The 22,835-nt window shown below is 62.4% G+C and carries 22 protein-coding genes and 1 other RNA gene; 14 read left to right on the top strand and 9 right to left on the bottom strand.

All coding sequences use genetic code 11. The features are described 5' to 3' along the window. Positions 1–212 precede the first annotated feature (212 nt). Together J2X76_RS10525 and J2X76_RS10520 are read right to left on the bottom strand one after the other, a co-directional pair. Positions 213–854, bottom strand: a complete 642-nt coding sequence (locus tag J2X76_RS10525; RefSeq protein ID WP_310215721.1) for a hypothetical protein — start codon at positions 852–854, stop codon at positions 213–215. A gap of 552 nt (positions 855–1,406) precedes the next feature. Next, positions 1,407–2,210 carry a helix-turn-helix transcriptional regulator gene (locus J2X76_RS10520; protein WP_310215720.1) on the bottom strand — a complete coding sequence of 268 codons (804 nt, stop codon included), beginning with the start codon at positions 2,208–2,210 and terminating at the stop codon, positions 1,407–1,409. A 73-nt stretch (positions 2,211–2,283) separates the two neighbouring features. On the opposite strand from J2X76_RS10520, the gene J2X76_RS10515 reads away from it, so the two are divergent. After that, complete coding sequence (locus J2X76_RS10515) at positions 2,284–3,216, top strand: NmrA family NAD(P)-binding protein (RefSeq protein ID WP_310215718.1); 933 nt, start codon at positions 2,284–2,286, stop codon at positions 3,214–3,216. A 168-nt stretch (positions 3,217–3,384) separates the two neighbouring features. Here the strand turns inward: J2X76_RS10515 and gap are convergent, their stop codons facing one another. Both gap and tkt read right to left on the bottom strand, forming a co-directional pair. Next, on the bottom strand, positions 3,385–4,395 hold the full coding sequence (gene gap, locus J2X76_RS10510; protein WP_310215716.1) for a type I glyceraldehyde-3-phosphate dehydrogenase: 1,011 nt from the start codon (positions 4,393–4,395) through the stop codon (positions 3,385–3,387). 75 nt (positions 4,396–4,470) lie between these two features. Beyond that, positions 4,471–6,453 carry a transketolase gene (gene tkt / locus J2X76_RS10505; RefSeq protein ID WP_310215714.1) on the bottom strand — a complete coding sequence of 661 codons (1,983 nt, stop codon included), beginning with the start codon at positions 6,451–6,453 and terminating at the stop codon, positions 4,471–4,473. A 353-nt stretch (positions 6,454–6,806) separates the two neighbouring features. Here tkt and J2X76_RS10500 point away from each other — a divergent pair, with 353 nt between their 5' ends. The 10 genes from J2X76_RS10500 (at position 6,807) to J2X76_RS10455 (ending at position 15,786) form a co-directional block, all read left to right on the top strand. After that, positions 6,807–7,079 carry a DUF4164 domain-containing protein gene (locus J2X76_RS10500; RefSeq protein ID WP_113126739.1) on the top strand — a complete coding sequence of 91 codons (273 nt, stop codon included), beginning with the start codon at positions 6,807–6,809 and terminating at the stop codon, positions 7,077–7,079. 25 nt (positions 7,080–7,104) lie between these two features. After that, entirely contained in the window at positions 7,105–7,482 is a 378-nt protein-coding gene (locus J2X76_RS10495) for a cell division protein ZapA (RefSeq protein WP_310215711.1), read from the top strand. 65 nt (positions 7,483–7,547) lie between these two features. Next, positions 7,548–7,706, top strand: a non-coding RNA gene (gene ssrS / locus J2X76_RS10490) — 6S RNA. 175 nt (positions 7,707–7,881) lie between these two features. Then, positions 7,882–9,690, top strand: a complete 1,809-nt coding sequence (locus J2X76_RS10485; RefSeq protein ID WP_310215709.1) for a diguanylate cyclase — start codon at positions 7,882–7,884, stop codon at positions 9,688–9,690. Positions 9,691–9,834: 144 nt separating this feature from the next. Continuing rightward, positions 9,835–11,334, top strand: a complete 1,500-nt coding sequence (locus tag J2X76_RS10480; RefSeq protein WP_113126430.1) for an ATP-binding protein — start codon at positions 9,835–9,837, stop codon at positions 11,332–11,334. Next, a complete protein-coding gene (locus J2X76_RS10475) occupies positions 11,331–11,774 on the top strand; it encodes a response regulator (RefSeq protein WP_113126431.1) in 444 nt (147 codons plus the stop codon). The genes J2X76_RS10480 and J2X76_RS10475 overlap by 4 nt, the downstream gene beginning before the upstream one ends. Positions 11,775–11,783: 9 nt before the next feature. Next, complete coding sequence (locus J2X76_RS10470; protein WP_113126432.1) at positions 11,784–12,812, top strand: histidine kinase dimerization/phosphoacceptor domain -containing protein; 1,029 nt, start codon at positions 11,784–11,786, stop codon at positions 12,810–12,812. Between the two features lie 264 nt (positions 12,813–13,076). After that, positions 13,077–14,360: a hemolysin family protein gene (locus J2X76_RS10465; RefSeq protein ID WP_113126433.1), complete on the top strand. Its 1,284-nt coding sequence runs from the start codon at positions 13,077–13,079 to the stop codon at positions 14,358–14,360. Next, positions 14,360–14,959 carry a 5-formyltetrahydrofolate cyclo-ligase gene (locus J2X76_RS10460; RefSeq protein ID WP_113286301.1) on the top strand — a complete coding sequence of 200 codons (600 nt, stop codon included), beginning with the start codon at positions 14,360–14,362 and terminating at the stop codon, positions 14,957–14,959. Before J2X76_RS10465 ends, J2X76_RS10460 begins: the two co-directional genes overlap by 1 nt. 2 nt (positions 14,960–14,961) lie before the next feature. Continuing rightward, a complete protein-coding gene (locus tag J2X76_RS10455) occupies positions 14,962–15,786 on the top strand; it encodes a TIGR00282 family metallophosphoesterase (protein WP_113126434.1) in 825 nt (274 codons plus the stop codon). A gap of 57 nt (positions 15,787–15,843) precedes the next feature. Here J2X76_RS10455 and J2X76_RS10450 read toward each other — a convergent pair whose 3' ends face one another. From J2X76_RS10450 to J2X76_RS10440, 3 genes are all read right to left on the bottom strand, one after another. Beyond that, positions 15,844–16,275 carry a type II toxin-antitoxin system VapC family toxin gene (locus tag J2X76_RS10450; protein ID WP_310215703.1) on the bottom strand — a complete coding sequence of 144 codons (432 nt, stop codon included), beginning with the start codon at positions 16,273–16,275 and terminating at the stop codon, positions 15,844–15,846. A 2-nt stretch (positions 16,276–16,277) separates the two neighbouring features. After that, positions 16,278–16,484, bottom strand: coding sequence for a hypothetical protein (locus J2X76_RS10445; RefSeq protein ID WP_310215700.1), 207 nt, complete (start codon positions 16,482–16,484; stop codon positions 16,278–16,280). 94 nt (positions 16,485–16,578) lie between these two features. Then, entirely contained in the window at positions 16,579–17,178 is a 600-nt protein-coding gene (locus J2X76_RS10440) for a hypothetical protein (protein ID WP_310215697.1), read from the bottom strand. Positions 17,179–17,353: 175 nt separating this feature from the next. Here J2X76_RS10440 and J2X76_RS10435 point away from each other — a divergent pair, with 175 nt between their 5' ends. Continuing rightward, on the top strand, positions 17,354–19,312 hold the full coding sequence (locus J2X76_RS10435; protein WP_310215694.1) for a DEAD/DEAH box helicase: 1,959 nt from the start codon (positions 17,354–17,356) through the stop codon (positions 19,310–19,312). A gap of 196 nt (positions 19,313–19,508) precedes the next feature. Here J2X76_RS10435 and J2X76_RS10430 read toward each other — a convergent pair whose 3' ends face one another. Beyond that, positions 19,509–20,240: a dienelactone hydrolase family protein gene (locus J2X76_RS10430; protein ID WP_310215692.1), complete on the bottom strand. Its 732-nt coding sequence runs from the start codon at positions 20,238–20,240 to the stop codon at positions 19,509–19,511. A 220-nt stretch (positions 20,241–20,460) separates the two neighbouring features. Between J2X76_RS10430 and J2X76_RS10425 the strand changes: the two genes are divergently transcribed. After that, complete coding sequence (locus J2X76_RS10425; protein ID WP_310215689.1) at positions 20,461–21,306, top strand: MBL fold metallo-hydrolase; 846 nt, start codon at positions 20,461–20,463, stop codon at positions 21,304–21,306. Between the two features lie 24 nt (positions 21,307–21,330). Here J2X76_RS10425 and J2X76_RS10420 read toward each other — a convergent pair whose 3' ends face one another. Then, positions 21,331–21,843, bottom strand: a complete 513-nt coding sequence (locus J2X76_RS10420) for a pyridoxamine 5'-phosphate oxidase family protein (RefSeq protein WP_310215687.1) — start codon at positions 21,841–21,843, stop codon at positions 21,331–21,333. 194 nt (positions 21,844–22,037) lie between these two features. On the opposite strand from J2X76_RS10420, the gene J2X76_RS10415 reads away from it, so the two are divergent. Then, positions 22,038–22,784 (top strand): YebC/PmpR family DNA-binding transcriptional regulator, encoded by a 747-nt coding sequence (locus tag J2X76_RS10415; protein ID WP_310215685.1) that lies wholly within the window; start codon positions 22,038–22,040, stop codon positions 22,782–22,784. Positions 22,785–22,835: the final 51 nt, after the last annotated feature.

The following is a 22,835-nucleotide window of genomic DNA, read 5'->3' as shown; positions in this document are numbered from 1 at the left end:
GCCACGCCGCAACGCGGCCATGCCAGAATGGGGCAGATGCCGGCCGAAGGCCAGCGAATCGACGGACCGATTAGGCGGGAACAATTCCGGCAAGAGAAGGGCAGGAGGCAAACAAGAGCGTGCGGGGAATAAAAAAGACGGATTAATGCCTTGGTGCCGATGGCTTTTCACTTTTCTGCCGGGAGACCCTGTCCAAACTTTCGTGACCTCTGTCAGCTATACTTGTATCCGATGGGTAACTGATAAAGCTGAGACAAGACGGGCCAGAACGCATATGCGGCAGCTCTGCCATCGCCAAAATCTTTAAAGTGATCTCCCAGCCCTAACGCGTGGCCGATCTCGTGGATTGCTACTTCAAAGCTGGCAAGCTGACCGCTAGGTGCGTCGAGATTGATATACAAAATGCAATCGATCTCGCCATTTTGCTTAATCGCATTCATCGGCCAATGAGGGGCAGATCGTGCAGCCCCGACATTCCCCGTACACGCGATATTCGGGGTAGCAGGATTTCCTGCCGCAAAACCTTTTGTGAAGATAAGACCCCGTTCGCGCGCAAGCACATCAGCTTCACTTGCCAGCCGATCAAAAATCGACTTCTCAAGCGTTTTTTCGATCATTGAGAGTGCCGCCGCAGCGCGATAATCATCGTTCTCGAAGACCGGGATTTTCATGTTGCCAATATCCCATCGCTTCGCCCGCCCAGGGGCGTAAAACCTTATAGGAGACAGCTTGGCGCTTCCGTTAATTTTAGAAAGGACATCGACCGTGTCTTTAGGAGTATTCCTACGAATTCTCCAAATAATATTTTCAATATGGCAAATAAAAAAAGTCATTTCATAATTCATGTTGCGCAATTTATGCTCCGAAATGTTTATGCCTCTCCTGTATATTTTAGATAGATTAATGCCCAATAAAATATTGCCGGAAGCCACTTGGGGCTGTCAACCAGCGCGCGCCATATCGTACACATGATATCCCCCGTAGTTCGGAAATGTGAGTGTGCTTTACGGCTGTCGACTTGCTCTCGACGAACTTCTTCGAAGCGAATACCGCCTCTCCAGCAATCTCCCGCAAACAAAAAAACTCCCTTGCCGGGGGGAGGCGATGTCCTGCCGATGGCGTCCAATGATAGCCTCTGCGATCCTGAGATCTGCTTCGAGCACTCCACGTCAGTGTCGGCCATGCGTCCGATGGATCCCATTTGTTGTCGTACCGGCGCGAGATCGGAGGGCATTGCCTTCCAGCGCCTGGACGGCAATTTCTCACGGCCCTCGGCTTCGGTACGCCCGTCCTTGGTCGCGGTGAGGTCGAAGTACTTGAAGAGATCGGCGGACGGACGGATGTTACCGGGTTGGCATTAGTTTTGCGGGTCAGCCAAATTTTCTCGGGCGCACATACGCGACATATCAGCTTCCGAAATAGCGCGTCGGCGTCGTTCCGAGCGCCTTCTTGAACATCACGATGAATGCGGTGACGGATTCGTAGCCGAGGTCGCTCGACACTCTCTGGACCGTGGCGCCGCTCGCGAGTTCGCGCAGGGCGATGATCAGGTGCAGTTGCCGCCGCCAGCGGCCGAAGGTCAGGCCTGTTTCCTGGACCATCAGCCGTTTGAGGGACCGTTCGCTGGTCGCGATATGGGCGGCCCATTCTTTCAGGGTGCGGCGGTCGCCGGGATTGGCCGTCAGGGCGGCGGTGATCATCGCGATCTTCGGATGGCCGGACACGGGCAGTTTCAGCCCCTCCTTCGGCATCACGGCCAGTTCGCCCAGGAGGACCTGCACGAGGCGGCCGATATGGTCGTCCGGAGCATAGCTGTCCGTTACGTCGGCAAGCCGCAGGATCATCTCGCGGAGCATCGGCGATACGGCGAGGGTGCAGCATTCCTGCGGAAGCGTCGCGGCGTCCGGTTCGACGAACAGATAGGAGAGGCGGGCGTTCGGCGTAACCTGGTTACTGTGGAGCACGCCGCCGGGAATCCAGATCCCGCAATCCGGCGGGACGATCCAAAGGCCGTTCGCGGCCGTGCAGGTCACTGCTCCATGCAGGGCGAGCACCAGCTGACCCTGCCTGTGCTGGTGCTGCGGCATCTCGCCTTCATAGTCGCTGAAGTCGAGCCGCAGGGCGACCGCCGGGCGATCCGACCGGTCTGGATCGAAGTCGGCGTAACAGGAACGGCGTTTTTTTTCGGTTTGGCCCGATTTGAAGATCATATGGCATTATCTCCAAATTCATCTGCGCCGCAATCCGTTACCGTTGGTGATCAGCAACGTGATGGAGACTGTTATGAAATTTGCTGTCGTCGGCGCAACCGGACGAATCGGCGCCACCCTGACGCAGACCCTGCTGGGGGCCGGGCACGAAGTAAGAGCGATCTCGAGGGGCGGCCCGGCCCTCGACGCGCTGGTCAGGCTCGGCGCCGAGCCGTTCCTGGGAAGTTTCGACACAGGCGCCGGGGAGCTCGACAAGGTCTTCTCGGATGTCGATGCCGCGTTCCTCATGGTGAAGACCGACTGGAACAATATCCACGGGCATTACCCGGCTGTCGCCAGCCGTTTCTTCGATGCGCTCCAGGGGTCTCCGGTCAAGCTGGCCGTCAGTCTGACCGCCATCGGCTCGGAAGTGAGCGGAAACACCGGCCATTTCGAGTGTTTTCATCATCTGGACCAGAAGCTGAACCAGCTCGGCAACATCGATCTTGTCCATCTGCGGGCCAGCTGGTTCATGGAGAACATGCTGGCTTTCACGGATGCGGTCGCGAGACATGGCCGGATCGGCTGGTCCGTCAATCCCGATGTGAAGCTCTCCTGGGTGGCGACGGCCGACATTGCCGGTCTGGCGGCGAGCGAATTGATGAACCCGACGGGCGAGCGCCGCGTCGTGCGGGAGGTCGGTTCGGAAGACCTGACGATGCCCGAGGTGGCCGCGATGATCGGCCGGGAAATCGGCAGGCCGGTGGAATACCGTTTCGTCGACAGGACGCGGCAGGAGATCGAAGCCGAATATCTGCAGAGGTTCGGGACGCCGGAACTGTGGTTGGACGACAGCCTGACCCTTGACGCCCTGAACGATGGCCGCGTGCGTTTCCACGGCGAGCGCAGCCTGCTGCCCACCCGGATGGAAACGTTCATCAGGGACGTCTGGAAGCCGCGTTATCTGGATTCGCTCGCCAACCAGGACGGGCGCGAGACATTCTACACCTGGAGTGCAAAGGCGTAGCCGCCGGAAGCGCTTCGTTATCCGGGCCTCCGGCCGGGGCATGGGCACTCGCCGGTTTTGCCGCCGACCTACCTTGCCGAAGGTGACCGCCCCAAACGAAAAACCCCCTCCCTTGCGGGGAGGGGGCGATACCTTGCCGGTGCCGCCCGAAGGCGGCCTCCGCGATCCTCAGATGAGCTTCGAGAACGCCACGGCCGTGTCGGCCATGCGGTTCGAGAAACCCCATTCGTTGTCGTACCAGGACAGGATGCGGACGAAATTGCCTTCGAGCACCTTGGTCTGGTCGATCGCGAAGATCGAGGAATGGCTGTCGTGGTTGAAGTCGCGGGAAACGAGCGGCTCTTCGGTGTAACCGAGGATGCCCTTCAGCGCGCCGTTCGAGGCGGACTTGATCGCTTCGTTGATTTCGGCGACCGAGGTCGTCTTCTTGGCGACGAACTTGAAGTCGACGACCGAGACGTTCGGGGTCGGCACGCGGATCGAGGTGCCGTCGAGCTTGCCCTTGAGGTGCGGCAGGACGAGGCCGACGGCCTTGGCGGCACCCGTCGAGGTCGGGATCATCGACAAGGCTGCGGCGCGGGCGCGGTACAGGTCCTTGTGCATCGTGTCGAGGGTCGGCTGGTCGCCCGTGTAGGAGTGGATCGTGGTCATGAAGCCGTGGTCGATGCCGACGGCGTCGTCGAGGACCTTGACCACCGGCACCAGGCAGTTGGTGGTGCAGGAGGCGTTGGAGATGACCAGGTGTTCGCGGGTCAGCTTGTCGTGGTTGACGCCGAAAACGACGGTCAAGTCGGCGCCGTCGGCAGGCGCCGAGACGATGACGCGCTTGGCGCCGGCCGTCAGGTGGGCGGCCGCCTTGTCGCGGGCGGTGAAGATGCCGGTGCATTCGAGCGCGATGTCGACGCCGAGTTCGCCATGCGGCAGGGTGGCCGGATCCTTGATCGCGGTCACCTTGATCGGCTTGCCGCCGCCGACGGTGATCGTGTCGCCCTCGACCTTCACGTCGGCCGGGAACTTGCCGTGGATCGAATCGTAGCGGAGCAGGTGGGCATTGGTCTCGACCGGGCCGAGGTCGTTGATGGCAACCACCTCGATGTCGGTGCGGCCGGATTCCACGATAGCACGCAGAACGTTACGGCCGATGCGGCCAAAGCCGTTGATGGCAACTTTCACAGTCATGTCAGTCTCCCGAAAATGTGCGGTCTGTCTTGGCGGGGCGCGCTCTACGCGCCCCCTTGATTGTCTGTCTCTGGCTCAGGCAAGCTGTTTTTCGGCTGCGGCGACAACCGCTTCCGCGGTGATGCCGAAGTGCTTGAAGAGATCCTTGGCCGGGCCGGAGGCGCCGAAGGACTTCATGCCGATGAAGGTCCCGTTCGGACCGATGAAGTGGTCCCATCCCTCGCGCACGGCCGCTTCGACGGCGATCTTGACCGGCGAATTGCCGATGACCGCGGTCTGGTAGGATTCCGGCTGGTCGAAGAAGAGTTCGACGCAGGGGACGGAAACGACGCGGGTGGCGATGCCCTTGCCGTCGAGCACGCCTTGCGCCTTCAGCGCCAGTTCGACTTCCGAGCCGGAAGCGAAGATCGTCACCTTGGCGTCGGCCGCCGAGACGAGTTCGTAGGCGCCCTGGGCGCAGAGGTTCTTCTCTTCATAGGTCTTGCGGGCCGGCGTCAGGTTCTGGCGGGTGAGCGCGAGACCCGACGGGCGGTGCTTTTCCTTGAGCGCCAGCTGCCAGCACTCGGCCGTCTCGGTCTCGTCGGCCGGGCGGAAGAGAAGCAGGTTGGGGATGGCGCGCAGCGCGGCCAGATGCTCGACCGGCTGGTGGGTCGGGCCGTCTTCGCCGACGCCGATCGAATCATGCGTCCAGACATGCACGACGCGGATGCCCATCAGGGCTGCGAGGCGCACGGACGGGCGGCAATAATCCGAGAAGATCAGGAAGCCGCCGGAATAGGGGATCAGGCCGCCATGCAGCGCGATGCCGTTGATGGCGGCTGCGGTCGCATGTTCGCGGATGCCCCAGTGCATGTAGCGGCCGGAGAAATCGGTCGGGGTGATCGACTTCATCTGGCTGGTCTTGGTGTTGTTCGACGGCGTCAGGTCGGCCGAGCCGCCGATCGTTTCCGGCAACAGGCCGTTGATGACTTCGAGCGCGTCCTCGGAGGCCTTGCGGGTGGCGACCGTCGGGTTGTTCTCGGCGATCTTCTTCTTGAAGGCGTCGATGGCGCTGTCGAAATTGCCCGGCAGGTCGCCGGCGAAACGGCGCACGAATTCGGCCTTCTTATCCGCAGCGGTGGCGGCGAGGCGGTCTTCCCAGTCCTTGCGGGTCTTGGTGGAGCGCAGGCCGGCGAGGCGCCAGGCGTCGAGGACGTCGGCCGGAACGGTGAAGGCTTCCGCCTCCCAGTTCAGGTGCTTGCGGGCGGCAGCGATTTCGTCGGCGCCGAGCGGGTTGCCGTGGACCTTGTGGGTGCCCTGCTTGTTCGGGGCGCCGAAGCCGATGATGGTCTTGCAGGCGATGAAGGTCGGGCGGTCGGATTTCTGGGCGGCCTCGATCGCGGCCGAGATCTGGTCCACGTCATGGCCGTCGACCTCGATCGTGTTCCAGTGGGCGGACTTGAAGCGCATGATCTGGTCGGTCGAATCCGACAATGAGACGGCGCCGTCGATGGTGATCTTGTTGTCGTCCCAGAAGAGGACGAGCTTGTTGAGCTTCAGGTGGCCGGCCAGCGCGATCGCTTCCTGGCTGATGCCTTCCATCAGGCAGCCGTCGCCGCAGAGCACGTAGGTGTGGTGGTTCTGCAGGTCGGAACCGAATTCCTCTTCCAGCTTGCGTTCGGCGATCGCCATGCCGACGGCATTGGCGATGCCCTGGCCGAGCGGGCCGGTGGTGGTCTCGATGCCCGAGGCATGGCCGTATTCCGGATGGCCGGCGGTCTTGGAACCGAGCTGGCGGAACTGCTTGATGTCCTCGATCGTCATGTCCTCGTATCCGGTGAGATAGAGGAGCGAATAGAGAAGCATGGAACCGTGGCCGGCCGACAGCACGAAACGGTCGCGGTCCGGCCAGAGCGGGTTCTTCGGGTCGAATTTCAGGTAGCGGGTGAACAGGACGGTCGCGATGTCGGCAGCGCCCATCGGCAGGCCGGGATGGCCGGAATTGGCCTTCTCTACAGCATCCATGGCGAGGAATCGGATTGCGTTCGCCATCCGGTTATGTTTGTCGAGAGAGGTCATGGCTAATCCGCTTTTTACGGGTGTCGGTCACGGTCCGCGTGGGACCACTTGAAGGGCGGCCCGGGGACCACCTGAGAGCGGCTGATCCTTAGCAGGTGCAACGCGCAAGTCAACAAAAGCACCGTTCCTCGAAGGGGTGATGACGAACTTTCCTGCAGCCTGCCTGAATTCTATGCAGCATGCGGGCAACCTGTGGCGAGGCGCAGAAACATAGTTGACGATCCACAGTTAGGACACTTTTGAGAGGCCTCGATTGATTGACCGGCTTGCGGGCGGTGAATAATCTGCCGCCCTTGCTGGAGGGGCCGATCATAGCGATTCGGCCGATTTCGCGTATCGACAGGAAGCTTCGCATGCCGTCGGAAAAGACGATCGACATGGTGATCTCGGAACTCAAGGCAGCGATCGGCGGCCTCGAGAGCGCCGTCGACGCGCGCATCGAGCGCCAGCGCGAGGCGCAGGACGTGGAAGGCGAGGTGCGCCGGGTGCATGCCGACCGCGCGCGCCTGGCGCAGGAGCTCGACCAGTCGCAATTCCGCGCCAATCGGCTGGAAGAGGTGAACCGGGAAGTCTCCCGGCGCCTGGTGACGGCGATGGAAACCATCCGCGCCGTGCTCGATCGCTGACACGCCAAGATCAAAAGGGAATGCCATGGCCCAGGTAACGGTGATGATCGACGGCAAGGCCTATCGCATGGCCTGCGAAGAAGGACAGGAGGGGCACCTGACCGACCTTGCCGACCGATTCGACCGTTACGTCGGCCACCTCAAGAGCCAGTTCGGCGAGATCGGCGATCTGCGCATCACGGTCATGGCCGGCATCATGATCATGGACGAGCTTTCGGAGGTCACCCGCAAGCTTGGCCTCATCGAAGCCGAGGTCGCGGCGCTCAAGTCCAACCGCGACGGGGCGCTCGAAAACCAGCAGCGCAGCGAGCAGCAGGTGGTCTCTGTGCTCGGCGAACTCGCCTCGCGGCTGGACGGCCTGACCGCCAAGCTCAACGGCCGCGCGCCGGCCCAGGTGAACTGATCCAAAGTTCATAATAAAGACTTTCCGCCACTGGTGCGGACCGGCGATCACACATATATTGGCGACGCGGTCTGCGCCTCACGACAGGAACCACAATCCCTGGGGCCATACTCGATCCAAAGGGAGCTGTCCCTGGCCAGGCCCGTGGGCTTGGACACACGGCGCCCACCTACGTTTGTAGGCACCCAGGATCGTAAACATCCATCGGTTGCCGTGGATCGCACTTCATCTTCCCCTCGATATCAGCGCGGTCCCCCGGCCACCCGGACTTCGCGCGGGTGGATCATGAATTTAAGTGATTCCTAATCTATTTACCATGCCGCGGACTTAGGAGCGTGGGATCGCGGCCTGGGCGATGCTCTTAATCCTCTTTTCAAACGACGGGATTACCTTCCCGACATGCGCATCAACGAGATCACCAACTGGGCCTACGGGGTCACGGTCGTGCTGACGGTGCTGTCGGGCACAGCCTTCCTGCTGTCTGCGAGAAGCGCGGACGAGGAGCGCCTCGCCGTCGAGGAACACCTGTCCCTCGATGAGCTCTCCGAACAGCTGGCGCTCGGCGCGGAAGAACGTACCGACGAGGTCCGGCTTTATGTGATGCGCGGCCAGGACCGGCATCTGAAGGCTTTCCAGAACAAGGAGGCGGAGGAGCAGGGGCTCGAACGGGCGATCAAGGATATCCGGGCGCTCGGAGCCTCCGACGGCGAGCTTGCCGCGCTCGTCGAAGTCGAGCAGGATGCCGATGCGCTCGATCAGCTCGAAGAGGCGGCCGTCGCGGCCTACCAGAGCGGCGACCGGGACGGCGCGCAGGAGACATTGTTCGGTCCCGAGCATGACCGTCTCCAGAGCGGGCTCATCGAAACCGTCACCCGCTTCCGCGAGTTGGTGAAGGCCCGTACCGGGACTGCGGTGGCGCTGGCGCAGTCGCGCAGCGACTGGTGGGGTTTTGCCGCCAAGACGATGCTCGCCATTACCGCAGCGCTGTTCCTCGGCGTCCTCTATTTCGTGCTGAAACGCCGCGTCGCCATGCCGCTCACCCGCATGACCGGCATCGTCACGCGGCTTGCCCGGCAGGACTATGCCGTGGAAGTGCCGCTCGACCGCCGGCGGGACGAGATCGGCGAGATGAACCAGGCAATCCATATCTTCCGCGAAAACGGGCTGGAGCGCGATCGCCTCGATGCCGAACGGCGGGCCGACCAGCTGACCAAGGATCTCATTCTGCAGATGATGCACCGTCTGCAGGCCTGCCAGACGCAAGGGGAGCTGGCGGACGTCGTCTCGCGTTTTGCGCCCCAGATCTTTCCGGACCTGGCGGGCCAGCTCTATGTGCTCAACGACAGCCGGACGATGCTCAACCAGATCGGATCCTGGCTCGATCCGCGGCTTTCGGCCATATCCTTCCAGACCAATGCCTGCTGGGGGTTGCGCCGCGGGCGGCCGCATCTCAGCAATCACGGCCAGGGCGACATTCCCTGCCAGCATCTCGGCGAAAGCGATGTCGCCGGGCTCTGCGTTCCCTTGACGGCGCAGGGCGACACGATCGGCCTCATCTATTTCGAGGAGCGTCCCGGCCACGAGATGGCGGCGGAAGGTTCGCGCCTCTATCTCGAGCTGATCGCCGAAAATATCGGCCTTGCGGTCGCCAACCTGCAGCTCCGCGACCGGCTGACCAATCTTGCGGTGCGCGATGCGCTGACGGGTCTTCTCAACCGCCGCTGCCTCGACGAGACGCTTTCGCGCCACGGGCGCGACCACGCGGGGCAGCCGCTCGCCTGCCTGATGATGGATATCGACCGTTTCAAGCGCTTCAACGACGAGTTCGGGCACGATGCCGGCGACATGGTGATGCAATATGTCGCGCAGATCATGCTCGATACCGTCGGCGAGGCGGGCACCTGCTACCGCTTCGGCGGCGAGGAATTCACGATACTCCTGCCGGACGCGGCGGAGACCGCCGCCTTCGAGCTTGCCGAACGGCTGCGGCAGAAGATCGCCGTCACGTCGCTCTCGCATGGCGGCCGCATTCTCGGCCTCGTGTCGATTTCGATCGGTGTCGCGGGTTCCCCTGTGGAGGGGCCGGTTTCGACGCTGCTCACGCGGGCGGACGCCGCACTTCTCGAAGCCAAGGCCGGCGGACGGAACCAGACCGTGCTTGCCGGCGCCGCAAAGCTTGCGGATCAGACGAGCCGCAACTCGGCCTGAGCCGGATCGCGACGGAACGCCGGGCTGCCGATATCCACTCCCGGCCTCGCCATTCTTCAGGCTTTGCTTGACAACGGACGCCGCAGCGACAAGTTCTTGCCGTCCTGTTCACTCGCCCTCTCGTTGACCTGCCGACCGGTATCCATGCCTTTTCTCAATTCGACCTTCGCACGATCCTCGCTGCTGATGCTTCTGCTCGGGGCGGGCGTCCTGGTGGCGATCGTGCTGTCCTCGTTCTTCCTCGCCCGGACGACGCAGGCCTATTTCCAGGACGTGGTCAAGCTGCGCGAGCTTCGCAGCGCCGCCGCCGACATCCAGCTTTTTCTGCGTGCGGCCGAATCCGGCCAGCGCGGTTACGTGCTGACGCAGGATCCCGAATTCCTGAAACCCTATACGACCGCAAGCGCGTTCATTCCGCGATTGCGCGAGCGGCTGAAGACATCCGCGGCCAATCTGGGCGGGATGCAGGTTCCGTTTGCCGAGCTCGATCCGCTGGTCGACGACAAGCTCGCCGAAATGCAGTCCACGGTGGAGATGGTGCAGAAGGGCAATGCCGTCGGGGCGATCGAGGTCATTCGCGGCGCCTACGGCCGACAGCTGATGGAAGGTATAACCGCGATCCTCGGCAGGCTGATGCGCGACATGGACCGGCGCATCGAGGCGGGGATCGACGACCTCAACGATTCCGCGTCGGCGCTGCAATGGATCACCATCGGTGGCGGACTGATGATCATCCTCGTTATCGGCGGCGCGATCCTGATCGTCGGACAGCATGTCCGTGCGCTCCAGCGGGCGCGTTCCGAGGTCGAGGAGCTCAATGCCGGGCTCGAGGAGCGCGTCAACGAGCGCTCCGAGGATCTGATCCAGGCCAATCGCGAGATCCAGCGCTATGCCTATATCGTCTCTCACGACCTGCGCGCGCCGCTGGTCAACATCATGGGCTTCACCAGCGAACTCGACGCGACGCTGAAATCGATCCGCACCTATGTCCTTGCCGACGGTGCGCCGCTGACCGAGAGCGAGGTGAGCGAAGCCCGCATCGCCGTCGAGGAGGACCTGCCGGAGGCGATCTCCTTCATCCGTTCGTCGACGAAGAAGATGGACGGGCTCATCAACGCCATCCTCAAGATTTCCCGCGACGGGCGGCGCGAACTGAAGCCGGAGCGGATCGATCTCGGGGAGTTGCTGGAGGCGACGGCCGCGAGCATCTATCACCAGGTCAGCGAGGCGGGCGGCGAGGTGAATATATCGGTCGATCAGGCGCGGGGCCTTATTACCGACCGATTTTCCATGGAACAGATTTTCGGCAATCTCTTCGACAATGCGGTAAAATACAAACATCCGGACCGGCCGCTCAGTCTTTCCGTCAAAGCCATGCCGATCGGCAGGGCCGCGATGAGAATAGAGGTTGCAGACAACGGCCGGGGTATTGCGCCGCAGGATCACGAGAGGGTTTTCGAGCTTTTCCGCCGCTCGGGAGTTCAGGATCAGCAGGGCGAGGGCATCGGGCTCGCGCATGTGCGTTCATTAGTTAGAAATTTAGGCGGCGAGATTACGGTGACATCCACATTGGGCGGCGGGACGACGTTCGTCATCCGGCTTCCGACGGATTTGTCACAGTATGTCAGGAGTAACGGGTCATGAAGGCTGCCGGAAAAGAAGTCACCATCGTCATGATCGAGGATGACGAAGGTCATGCGCGTCTGATCGAAAAGAATGTCCGCCGCGCCGGCGTCAATAACGAGATCATTCCTTTTACGAACGGCAATACGGCTCTCGACTTTATTCTTGGCGCCGATCGTTCCGGAAACTCAAATCAGGACCGCCATCTGCTGATCCTTCTCGATCTCAACCTCCCGGATATGTCGGGTATTGACATCCTGGAGAAGGTGAAGTCCAACCCTCACTCAAAGCGTCTGCCGGTGGTCATCCTCACGACCACGGACGATGAGCGGGAGATCCAGCGCTGCTACGATCTCGGTGCCAACGTCTACATCACCAAGCCGGTGGACTATGACAGTTTTGCGCATGCCATCCGACAGCTCGGGCTGTTCTTTGCCGTGATGCAGATACCCGGACAATAACGAGACGCGATGCCGCAAACCATACTCTATGTCGACGACGACCTTGCGCTTGCTCGACTGGCCGAACGCCATTTCGGGCGCGCCGGCTATGAGGTCATCCATGCCGTCAACGCGGCATCGGCAATGGACGCGGTGGAAAAAGGCGGTATCGACGTCATCGTTCTCGATCACTACCTGAAGGCGGAAACCGGGCTCGACATCCTTCACAGGCTGAAAGACCAGGGCTCGACCATTCCCGTGATCTACGTCACCGGTTCCAGCGACGCGACGATCGCCATCGACGCGCTGAAGAGCGGTGCGTCGGACTACGTCATCAAGACGGTCGGCGAGGAATTCTGGCCGTTGATGGAAAGCGCCATCGCGCAAGGCATCGCCAATGCGGAATTGCGGCGCGCCAAGGAAAAGGCCGATCAGGAGATCCGGCTTGGCAAGGAACGCGCCGAGGTTCTGCTCGCGGAGGTGAACCACCGGGTCGCCAACAGCCTGGCGCTGGTCGCGGCACTCATCCGCCTGCAGGTATCGAGCAGCAAGAGCGACGAGGTCAAGGCCGCCCTTTCCGAAACGCAGGCGCGCATCAGCGCGATCGCCGGCATGCACCGCAGCCTCTACACGTCCGACGACGTGCGGCATGTGGAGATGGACAAATATCTCGGCACGCTGGTGCGCGAGGTCCAGGGCTCGGTCAATGACGACCAGGGACCGTCGATCCGCCTGAATGCCGAACCGTTGTCGTTGACCTCCGACCGTGCCGTCTCCGTCGGCATGATCGTCACGGAACTGCTGACCAACGCGCTGAAATACGCCTATCCGGCCGGCACCGAAGGCGAGGTGCGGGTGCTTCTCAACCGCCAGGACGAGGGCAGCGCGCTTCTCGCCGTCGAGGACGACGGTATCGGCTGGCGCGAGGGGGACACGCCCAAGGGCACCGGGCTCGGCAGCCGGATCGTCAAATCCATGGCCGCCACGCTCGGCTCGACGATCCACTACGTGCCTTCACCTTCCGGCACCCGCGCCGAACTGACGATCAGCCTTCACTAGGCTGACGAGCCGTGATCGGGGCCTTTTTGCCATGGTCCAAACCGTTCATTTTGTTCCAACCATTGCAATGCCGGCATGGCGACCCTATGATTTCCGGATGCGAGTGAAGGTGCATAGCTCCGAGGACCGGTCTCGGTTTTCGGAACTGTGCGCGAAACATCGCGAACGAGGCGCTTCCGGCGCAGTCGTGTTGATATGTGCCGATCTCGCAATCGGTACATTCGTTTCGCGTGCAGGCATATTGTCCCAATTAAAGAGCTTCTCTTGTTAACCGAAATCCTTATCGTCATTGCCCTCACCGTCCTGAACGGTGTTCTCGCGATGTCGGAACTTGCCGTCGTCTCCTCCCGTCCGGTGCGGCTCCGGATCATGGCCGAACAGGGCAACCGTGGCGCGGCGACCGCCATCCGGCTTGCCGAAGATCCCGGCCGCTTCCTCTCCTCCGTCCAGATCGGCATCACCCTCGTCGGCGTGCTGTCCGGCGCATTCTCCGGCGCCACGCTTGGCGCGAGGCTGACCGCCTGGCTCGAAGCGCAGGGCATGGCCGAGAATGTCGCCGACTGGCTCGGCGTCGGCACCGTCGTCGTCGTCATTACCTATCTGTCGCTGATCGTCGGCGAACTGGTGCCGAAGCAGATCGCGCTCAGGGCGCCGGAAGCGGTGGCCGCCCGTGTCGCGCCGGCGATGAAGCTGCTCGCCACGGTCGGCGCACCGATCGTCTGGTTCCTCGATATTTCCGGTCGCCTCGTGCTCACCGTGCTTGGCCAGCGGGGCGAGTCGGGCGACCGCGTTACCGACGAGGAAATTCGCACCGTGCTTGCCGAGGCCCAGAGCGCCGGCGTGATCGAGACGGAAGAATCCGCGATGATCTCCGGCGTCATGCGGCTTGCCGACCGCACCGCGCGCGGCCTGATGACGCCACGCCGCGATGTCGAGGTCATCGATATCGAGGACGGGCCGGACGAAATCCGCGAGCAGCTTCGCGCCACCCAGCGCTCCCGCCTGCCTATCCGCAACGGCAGTTCGGACGAAATCCTCGGCACGCTGTTCGTCAAGGACGCCTATGACTTCATTGCCGGCGGCAAGATCCTCGATATCCGCAGCATCATGCGCGAGGCGCCCGTCGTCTCGGACCTGACCGGCGCGCTCGACGTCATCCAGGCGTTGCGCCGCGCGCCCGCCCATATGGTTCTGGTCTATGACGAATACGGCCATTTCGAAGGCATCATCACCTCGGGCGACATTCTCGAGGCGATCACAGGCGTCTTCCAGGAGGACGAGGTCGAGGAACCGGCGATCGTATCGCGCGACGACGGTTCGTTCCTGATCGCCGGCTGGATGCCGGTCGACGAATTCGCCGACCAGATGGGGTTCTCGCTCGGCGACGATCCGGGCTACGAGACGGTCGCGGGCTTCGTGCTTGACGAGATGAAACGCCTGCCGGAACTCGGCGAAAGCTTCACCAAGAACGGCTGGACCTTCGAGGTCATCGATCTCGACGGACGCCGTATCGACAAGCTCCTGGTCACGCGGTCGGACAAGGCATGATGAACGTCTCGAAGACCAAGGCGGAGCTTCGCGCCGCGCGGCTTGCCGCGCGGGACGCCATTCCGGCGGTCGAGCGGATCGAGAAGAGCCTTGCCCTTGCCTCGCACGGGGCGGAGGCAATCGGCATCGAGGGCGGCACGATCGTGTCGGGCTTCCTGCCGATCCGATCGGAAGTCGACGTGCGGCCGCTGATGGCCCATCTCCGGGACCTGGGCGCCCGGCTCTGCGTGCCCGTCATCCTCGACAAGCAGACCATCGTCTTTCGCGAACTGGTGCGCGGCGCCGAACTGGTGGCCGGCGTGTTCGGCACGTTCGGGCCAGGGCCGGACGCGGCCGAACTCGAGCCGCAGGTCATGCTGGTGCCGCTGTCGGTTTTCGACGCGGCGGGGCACCGGATCGGTTATGGTGGCGGTTATTACGACCGGGCGATCCACCGCCTGCAGCAAAAAGGCCTGAACCCGAAGCTGATCGGGATTGCCTTCGACTGCCAGGAAGTGGCATCAGTTCCCATTGAACCTCACGATATCAGACTAGACGCTGTCCTGACGGAGAGCGGTTACCGGCCCTTCGAAGACATGGGCCGCGCACGGATTGGATAAGAATGCGCCTTTTGTTCCTGGGTGACATGGTGGGCAAGACCGGCCGCGTGGCGGTCTGGGAAAAGCTGCCTGGACTCGTCGCCGACCTGAAGCTCGATTTCGTCATCGTCAACGGCGAGAATGCCGCCGGCGGCTTCGGCATCACCGAGGATATCTTCCTCGAGACGATCAATGCCGGCGCCGACGTGGTGACCACCGGCAACCACGTCTGGGACCAGAAGGAGGCGGTGAGCTTCGCCGGCCGCCACGAGCAGTTCCTGCGCCCCGCCAACTATCCGGCCGGCACGCCCGGCAAGGGATCCGGCATCTTCTATGCCCGCAACGGCGCGCGCATCCTGGTCGCCAACATCATGGGCCGGGTGTTCATGCATCCCGAACTCGACGACCCCTTCAAGAGCGCCGAGGCGATCCTCGCGGCCGCGCCCCTGAAGGAACAGGCGGACGCGATCATCTTCGATTTCCACGCGGAAGCGACCAGCGAGAAGCAGTGTTTCGGGCATTTCGTCGACGGCCGCGCCAGCCTTGTGGTCGGCACCCATACGCATGTGCCGACGGCCGACTGCCAGATCCTCAACGGCGGCACCGGCTACATGTCAGACGCCGGCATGTGCGGCGACTACGACTCGTCCCTCGGCATGGACAAGGAAGAGCCGCTCAACCGCTTCATCTCGAAAATGCCGAAGGGCCGTTTCGAGGCGGCGAGCGGACCCGCAACCATCTGCGGCCTCGGCATCGAGATTTCCGATACGACCGGGCTTGCGGAAAAGATCGAGCCGCTCAGGATCGGGCCACGGCTTGCCGAGACGATACCGTCGTTCTGGCGGTGACCTTCGTAGTTGATTGTCGCTGCCGGTGATGTTGGCCGTACGACATGGGCTGAAAAATCAACACACGATCACTTCGAGATAGTCGCGTGAGGCGAGATCCAGCATGACGGCATCGCGGGTTATGATGGCGACTTTCTTGATCCTTGCTGTAGCGATCAGATAACAATCTCCCGGGTCTCTATGTCCGGTGTCCATCACCACAGCGGCTGCCTCACAGGCGATCCGCTGTTTGATTGGAATAATTTTCGCTCCGGTCGCTGCAACGGCTCTCGAAAACCATTGAGATGGCGACTTCGCATCGAGATTGGGCGGGTCTCTATGCGCTGGTTTGCGAGAGGCGATCGCCAATTCCCAGGCCGTAATTGGAGATACGTAAAGCGTCCCTGATGCCTGATTGTCGGCGATCGCAATGAGAGCTTCTTGCGATAGCTTTTCAACAGCCGTTACCAGCCAATAAAAGGTGTGGGTATCGAGCAGCGCGCCCGGCAAGGTCAGTTCTTCGCGGAGGGCTTATGCAGCTTGGTTTGGACTTCGAAGGCTTGTTCGGCAATTGGCTTCGTGAGGTCGACGCTCTTTTTTATAGGCAGCTTTGAGGCCTTCATCGAATCCGCACCGCGCACTTCGACAAGGCGGCCGCTCTGTGAATCGCGCACCACCCATCTGCCGGTCGGTTCTCGTCTGAGTTCTGCCTTTGCCATGGCTTTTTATATAGCGCAGAAGCGCCGTCAGCGCGAGTCCCGGAGACGTCGTGATTGTGCCGGGCAGAGGCCAGATCATGCCTCCCACGTTCGACTAACGTTTCTGCTGACGCAGATGCCATTCCTTGAACTCTGCGATTGTTGTCATCTCTCCATCCAATACCGCTTCATAGACCAGCGCGCTCGGCACCGGCTTGCCGTTCTTCGGCGTGTTGGCGGCGAGTTCGGCCTTGATGGCGAGGATCGTTTCCCTCACCTCGTCGGTCAAGCGCGGTGGAAGCGTCTTCAGGTGTCCGAGGTCCGGCTGGCGGTCCGGGTCGTCGACGAACCAGATGTCGAAATTCCAGTCCTCGCCCTTTTCCGTGCGATAGGTGACCGCGAGATAGAGGCCGTCCGGGTAGCTCTGCGGTTCGGCATTCCAGGCGCCGCTATCGTTGCGGTAGCGCACTGCGCCGACGCGGCTGTCGAGCATCAGTTCACCGGCGATCTCGGCGACGGTCTTGCGGGTGGCGGGATCGAGCCTTTCGCAGATGACGGTGATGTCGATGTCGCGGCGGACCATCAGGGCGAGTGCGGAGCTTCCGACCCGCACCGGATTGCCGGCGGTGCGCAGCAGCGCGTCGAGATGCAGCGCGCCGACGATCGCATCCGCCTCGACCTGCAGTGCCGTCTGCCTTTCCAGTATGCCCGACATGGTTCTCTCCGTGCGTCGAGAGGGGTTTACGTCCCGTATCGCGGGACCGGCGTCAAGTCTCAGGCAGACATGCGCTTTGACATTTGCGCCGCGAACAAGTAGGGACGGCGCAAGTTCGGCCGCGAATGTTGCGGCCACGGCGCATCGCGCGCGACAATCCGAAAGACAGATTTAGATGACCGACTACAACGGCGCCGTTCCGGCGATCGCCAAGGCATTGGCGAAACGGGGCTATGTTACGCTGACCCCCGTCCAGAAATCCATGCTCGACCCGGCGCTGGCCTCTTCCGACGCGCTGGTTTCGGCACAGACCGGCTCGGGCAAGACCGTGGCCTTCGGGCTTGCGATCGCACCGACGCTGCTTGGCGAGGCGGAAAAGTTCGGTCCCGCAAGACAGCCCCTCGGCCTGGTCATCGCCCCGACCCGCGAGCTGGCGATGCAGGTGACCCGCGAGCTGGAATGGCTCTACGAGATGACCGGCGCGGTCATCACCAGCTGTGTCGGCGGCATGGATATCCGCAGCGAACGGCGCGCGCTCGAACGCGGCGCCCATATCGTCGTCGGCACGCCCGGCCGTCTCTGCGACCATATCCGCCGCAACGCGCTCGACATGTCCGAGCTGAAAGTCGCGGTGCTCGACGAGGCGGACGAGATGCTCGACCTCGGTTTCCGCGAGGACCTCGAATTCATCCTGGAATCGGCGCCGGACGACCGGCGCACGCTGATGTTCTCGGCAACCGTGCCGGCCGCGATCGCCAAGCTCGCCAAGAGCTACCAGCGCGATGCGGTGCGCATCGCCACCTCGGCCGAGGAAAAGCAGCATGTCGATATCGAATATCGCGCGCTCGCCGTCGCATCCGCCGACCGTGAAAATGCGATCATCAACGTGCTCCGTTATTACGAAGCCACCAATGCGATCGTGTTCTGCTCGACCCGTGCGGCCGTCAACCATTTGACGGCGCGGTTCAACAACCGCAATTTCTCGGTCGTGGCGCTTTCCGGCGAACTGACGCAGAACGAGCGGACGCATGCGCTGCAGGCGATGCGCGATGGACGTGCCCGTGTCTGCATCGCCACCGACGTCGCCGCCCGCGGCATCGACCTGCCGGGTCTCGACCTCGTCATCCATGCCGACCTGCCGACCAACCCGGAAACGCTGCTGCATCGCAGCGGCCGCACCGGCCGCGCGGGCCGCAAGGGCATCAGCGCGCTGATCGTTCCGGTCAATGCCCGCCGCAAGGCCGAGCGTCTGCTGGGCGGCGCCGGCATCTCCGCCACCTGGGCCCGTCCGCCGTCCGCCGAGGAGGTGACGCGCCGCGACGACGAGCGTCTGTTGGCCGATCCGATCTTTGCCGAAAAGCCGCGCGAGGAAGAGCAGGATCTGATCGCCAAGCTGGTCGAGAGCCACGGCGCGGAAAAGCTGGCGGCTGCATTCGTCAATCTCTACCGCACCAAATATTCGGCACCCGAGGACCTGATCGAGATTTCGGTGCAGCAGGATAGCCGCAAGCCGCGCGAGCGGTCCGGCGGCGAGGGCGACTTCCCGATGACGCCGCGCAGCCCGCGCGACGAGTTCGGCCCGGCCGTGTGGTTCTCGCTGTCGGTCGGCCGCAAGCAGAATGCCGAGCCGCGCTGGCTGATCCCGATGCTCTGCCGCAACGGCAACGTCACCAAGCGCGAGATCGGTGCGATCAAGATGCAGCAGGACGAAACCTTCGTCGAGATTGCCGCCGATCACGCCGACGCCTTCATGCAGGCGATCGGCAAGGACAAGGCGCTGGAGCGCGGCATCCGCGTGACGAGGCTGAACGGCGTGCCGGACCTCAGCCGTCCCGCGCCGGCCAAGCCCTATGCGAAGAAGTCCTACGACGACCGTCCCAAGGAGCCCTACGGCGACGACCGGCCGAAGGGCAAGCCGCGGAAGAACACGTCCAATGCGGCTGGTCCGGCTGCCCCCTGGGCAAGCGAGCCACGTGGCGACGGGAAGCCGTTCGGCAAGGAAGGCAAGCCCTTCAACAAGGATGCAAAACCGTTCCGCAAGGAGGGCCAGCCCTTCAAGAAGGACGACAAGCCTTTCAAAAAGAAGGACAAGCCGAAATCGGCCAACAAAAGCAATTTCGAGCGGCGGAAGTAATCTGGAAGGCGATCGGGTGTCGGTCTAGCCGAATGTCCGCGAAGCCCCGCATCCTCTTGACGTCATCCTTGGGCTTGTCCCAAGGATCTGCTCCGCCTCAATAAAATCTGGCGGCAGATGCTCGGCTCAGGGCCGAGCATGACGATAGGGTAGGTGGCAGACCCCAGAACGGCGGCGCGAAGCAGCCTTTTGTCGTTCAGAGGGTTTCCTCGAACAGCGTCAGCAGGCGCTTGAAGTGGCGCTCGGAACCGCCCTTGTCGTAGGCGCCATGATCCGGCACGGTCCAGCCATGCCCCATGCCGAGATAGTTTTCGACGGCATGGTCGACGCCGCCGACGCGAAAAGCTTCGGCGAAGCGGGCGGATTGTTCCGGCGGAAAGCTGTTGTCTATGCCGGCAACGCCGACATAGACCCGCGCCTTGATCCTGTCGGCGAGCCTGTGCGGGCTGTCTTCCGCATCGCTTGCGAGATTGCCGCCATGGAAGCTCGCCGCCGCCCTGATCCGTTCCGGATAGCGGGCTGCGGCGGTGATCGCGCGTGCGCCGCCCATGCAGTAACCGACCGTCCCGATCGCGCCGGTAACGCCTTCCGCCTCCAGCGCTCCGATAAAGGCGGCGCCGTCCTGCGCCGTCAGCGCCTGGGTGGCCGTCTGCATCATTTCCCTGATCCGGGTCTTTGAGGCTTCTTCGCTGAAGGCGGTCCGGGCGTTGAACGGACCATAATCGCCGGAGCGGTAATAGAGGTCCGGAACCAGCACGGTATAACCGGCGTCGGCAATCCGCTGGCCCATCCAGTAGAGTGCTTCGCGAGGGCCGAAGGCATCCATATAAATGATGACGCCGCTGGTCGCCGCCGCTCCGTTTTCCGGCTTGATGACGGCGGCCCTGGCCGTGCAGTCCTGCGTCTTGATCGCAATCTCGTGCTTCATGAAAATATCCTCTTGCGCTTCCGATCCGGGTGCCGGTGGGCCTCTGTCGGGCGCTGGCCATGCTTCTCAATAGTCAATTCCGTGCCCCCGACCAATGACAGAATTGTGAGACTGCCGCTTCCGATTGCGGCTGGACCGGCCTTTCGCATTGCCGCATGTTTTCGCCCGGGCCCATGGTTTCGCCCGGGAATGAGCATGAACGCAGTTCTTTGGGATCAGCATGATGCTACGGGCTCTCGCACTCGGTCTTTCCAGCCTCCTCCTGTCGGCTTTCGCCGCGTTCGCTCAAGACGGCCTGCCCGTCAGCCAATGCCAGGCGATCGCCCAGAAACTGCCCGGCGTCACCTTTGCGAGCTTCAGCCCCTCCGGTCCGCAATTTGCCCAGGCGAAGAAAAACCTCGCGCTGGCCGACCGGGAAGAGGTGAAGATCACCTTTGTCGGGCATTCCACCTATTTCATCGAAACGCCGGAGGGGGTGGGCATCGCCACCGACTATAGCGGGGCCTATCGCCCGTCGCGCCTGCCGGACGTGGCAACGATGAACAAGGCGCATACCACCCATTTTACGCTCAGCCCCGATCCCGGGATAAAGCATGTACTGCACGGCTGGAGCGACGTGCCGGGCGAAAAGGTCCAGCACAGGCTGATGGTGGGGGACGTCTATATCCGCAACGTCATGTCCGACATCCGCAACTGGGGCGGCGGCATCGAGGAAAACGGCAATTCGATCTTCATCTTCGAAGTCGCGGGACTGTGCATCGGTCATCTCGGCCATCTGCATTTCGAGCTCAACGAGGCGCAATATACCGAGATCGGCCGCCTCGACATCCTGATGGTGCCGGTCGATGGTGGCCTGACGATGGGTGCGGACAGCATGAGCCGGGTGGTGCAGCGGCTGCGTTCGTCGCTGATCCTGCCGATGCATCGCTGGGGTCCGCCGCTCGACAATTTCATCGCCATGTTCGACGCGAAGTTCGATATCGCCTATGCGAAGGAACCGACGATCCGGGTGTCGATGCGCAGCCTTCCGAAAAAGCCGACGATTTTGGTGCCGCAGGGGCTTTGACCCCCGCGGCCTGATGGTCCGGGTCTAGTGGAACTGTGGGAAGGCGAGGTGCTGCTTGACGCCGACATCCGGCATCTTCTCGTCGCTCAGATTGGCCTTGGCGATCTCCCAGCCGAATTTCAGCGTGCTGTCGGTGGAGGCCCAGATTTCCGCGTCCTCGACCCGGAAGGCCAGCAGGGTCAGAAGCGGGTCCTCCTTGCCGTGCTCGAACCACGCCGAGGTCACGGCGCTCCAGTATTCGTCGATCTTGGCGCGGTCATTGCGGACTTCCAGTGTGCCGGACAGGCAGGCGTGGTAATCATGGTTCTTGCCGACGACGCAGAAATGGGCGCGGCTGCCGGCGCGGATGGCGCGCACCAGATCGGTGTCGGCCTTGGTGAAGAACCAGATCGTGCTCGATTTGGGATCGGCATTCGGCGCCATCGGCTGGAAATGCATGTGCGAACCCTCGATGCCGAGCATGCCGGCGTGGATTTTGCTGATCTCGTCCCAGAGCTGGCGTTCGGGCGCTTCGCGGGCTTCGGTAAGGCTTGCCATCGATTGTCTCCTTGTTGTTGGTTCAGGTGAACAAACAGCAAGGCTTTGGCTTTGTTCCCGGCCTTGTTTCGGCAAGACGGCATCCGGAAAAGCCTCGCCTTACCCTGGAAATACCCTTGAACGGCTCCGGCTTCGAAATTATAAGGCGCCATTCCAGAACGAGTTCCAGAACAAGCTAAAGTGTCAGGGGTGCCATGGCTGGCCATTCACAGTTCAAAAACATCATGCACCGCAAGGGCAAGCAGGATTCGATCCGGTCGAAGATGTTTTCCAAGCTTGCGCGCGAAATCACCGTTGCCGCCAAGACGGGTCTGCCTGATCCGAGCATGAACGCGGCGCTGCGCCTGGCAATCCAGAACGCCAAGGCGCAGTCGATGCCGAAAGACAATATCGACCGGGCGATCAAGAAGGCTGCCGGCGCGGACGCGGAAAACTACGATTCCGTCCGTTACGAAGGTTACGGCCCGGGCGGCACCGCCGTTATCGTCGAGGCGCTGACCGACAACCGCAACCGCACGGCCTCCAACGTCCGCTCGATCTTCACCAAGGCCGGCGGCGTTCTCGGCGAAACCGGCTCGGTTTCCTTCTCCTTCGACCATGTCGGCGAAATCACCTACAAGGCGAGCGTTGGCGATGCGGACAAGGTTATGGAAGCGGCGATCGAGGCCGGCGCCGACGACGTGACCTCCGATGAAGACGGCCACACGATCATCTGCGGCTTCGAAAGCCTCGGCGAAGTGTCGAAGGGGCTCGAAGCGGTGCTCGGCCAGGCCGAGACCGTCAAGGTGATCTGGCGGCCGCAGAACACGATCGAGGTGGACGAAGAAAAAGCTCAGTCGCTGCTGAAGCTGATCGACAACCTGGAAGACGACGACGACGTGCAGAGCGTCTATTCGAACTTCGAAGTCTCCGAAGAGCTCATGGCCAAGCTTTCGGCCTGATCGCTCGACCGATATAAAAACAGAACGGCACCGCGATTGCGGTGCCGTTTT

This window comes from Neorhizobium sp. 2083 (assembly GCF_031455615.1).
In the GTDB taxonomy this organism is placed as follows: domain Bacteria; phylum Pseudomonadota; class Alphaproteobacteria; order Rhizobiales; family Rhizobiaceae; genus Neorhizobium.
This window is presented reverse-complemented; position numbering and strand designations above follow the sequence as displayed.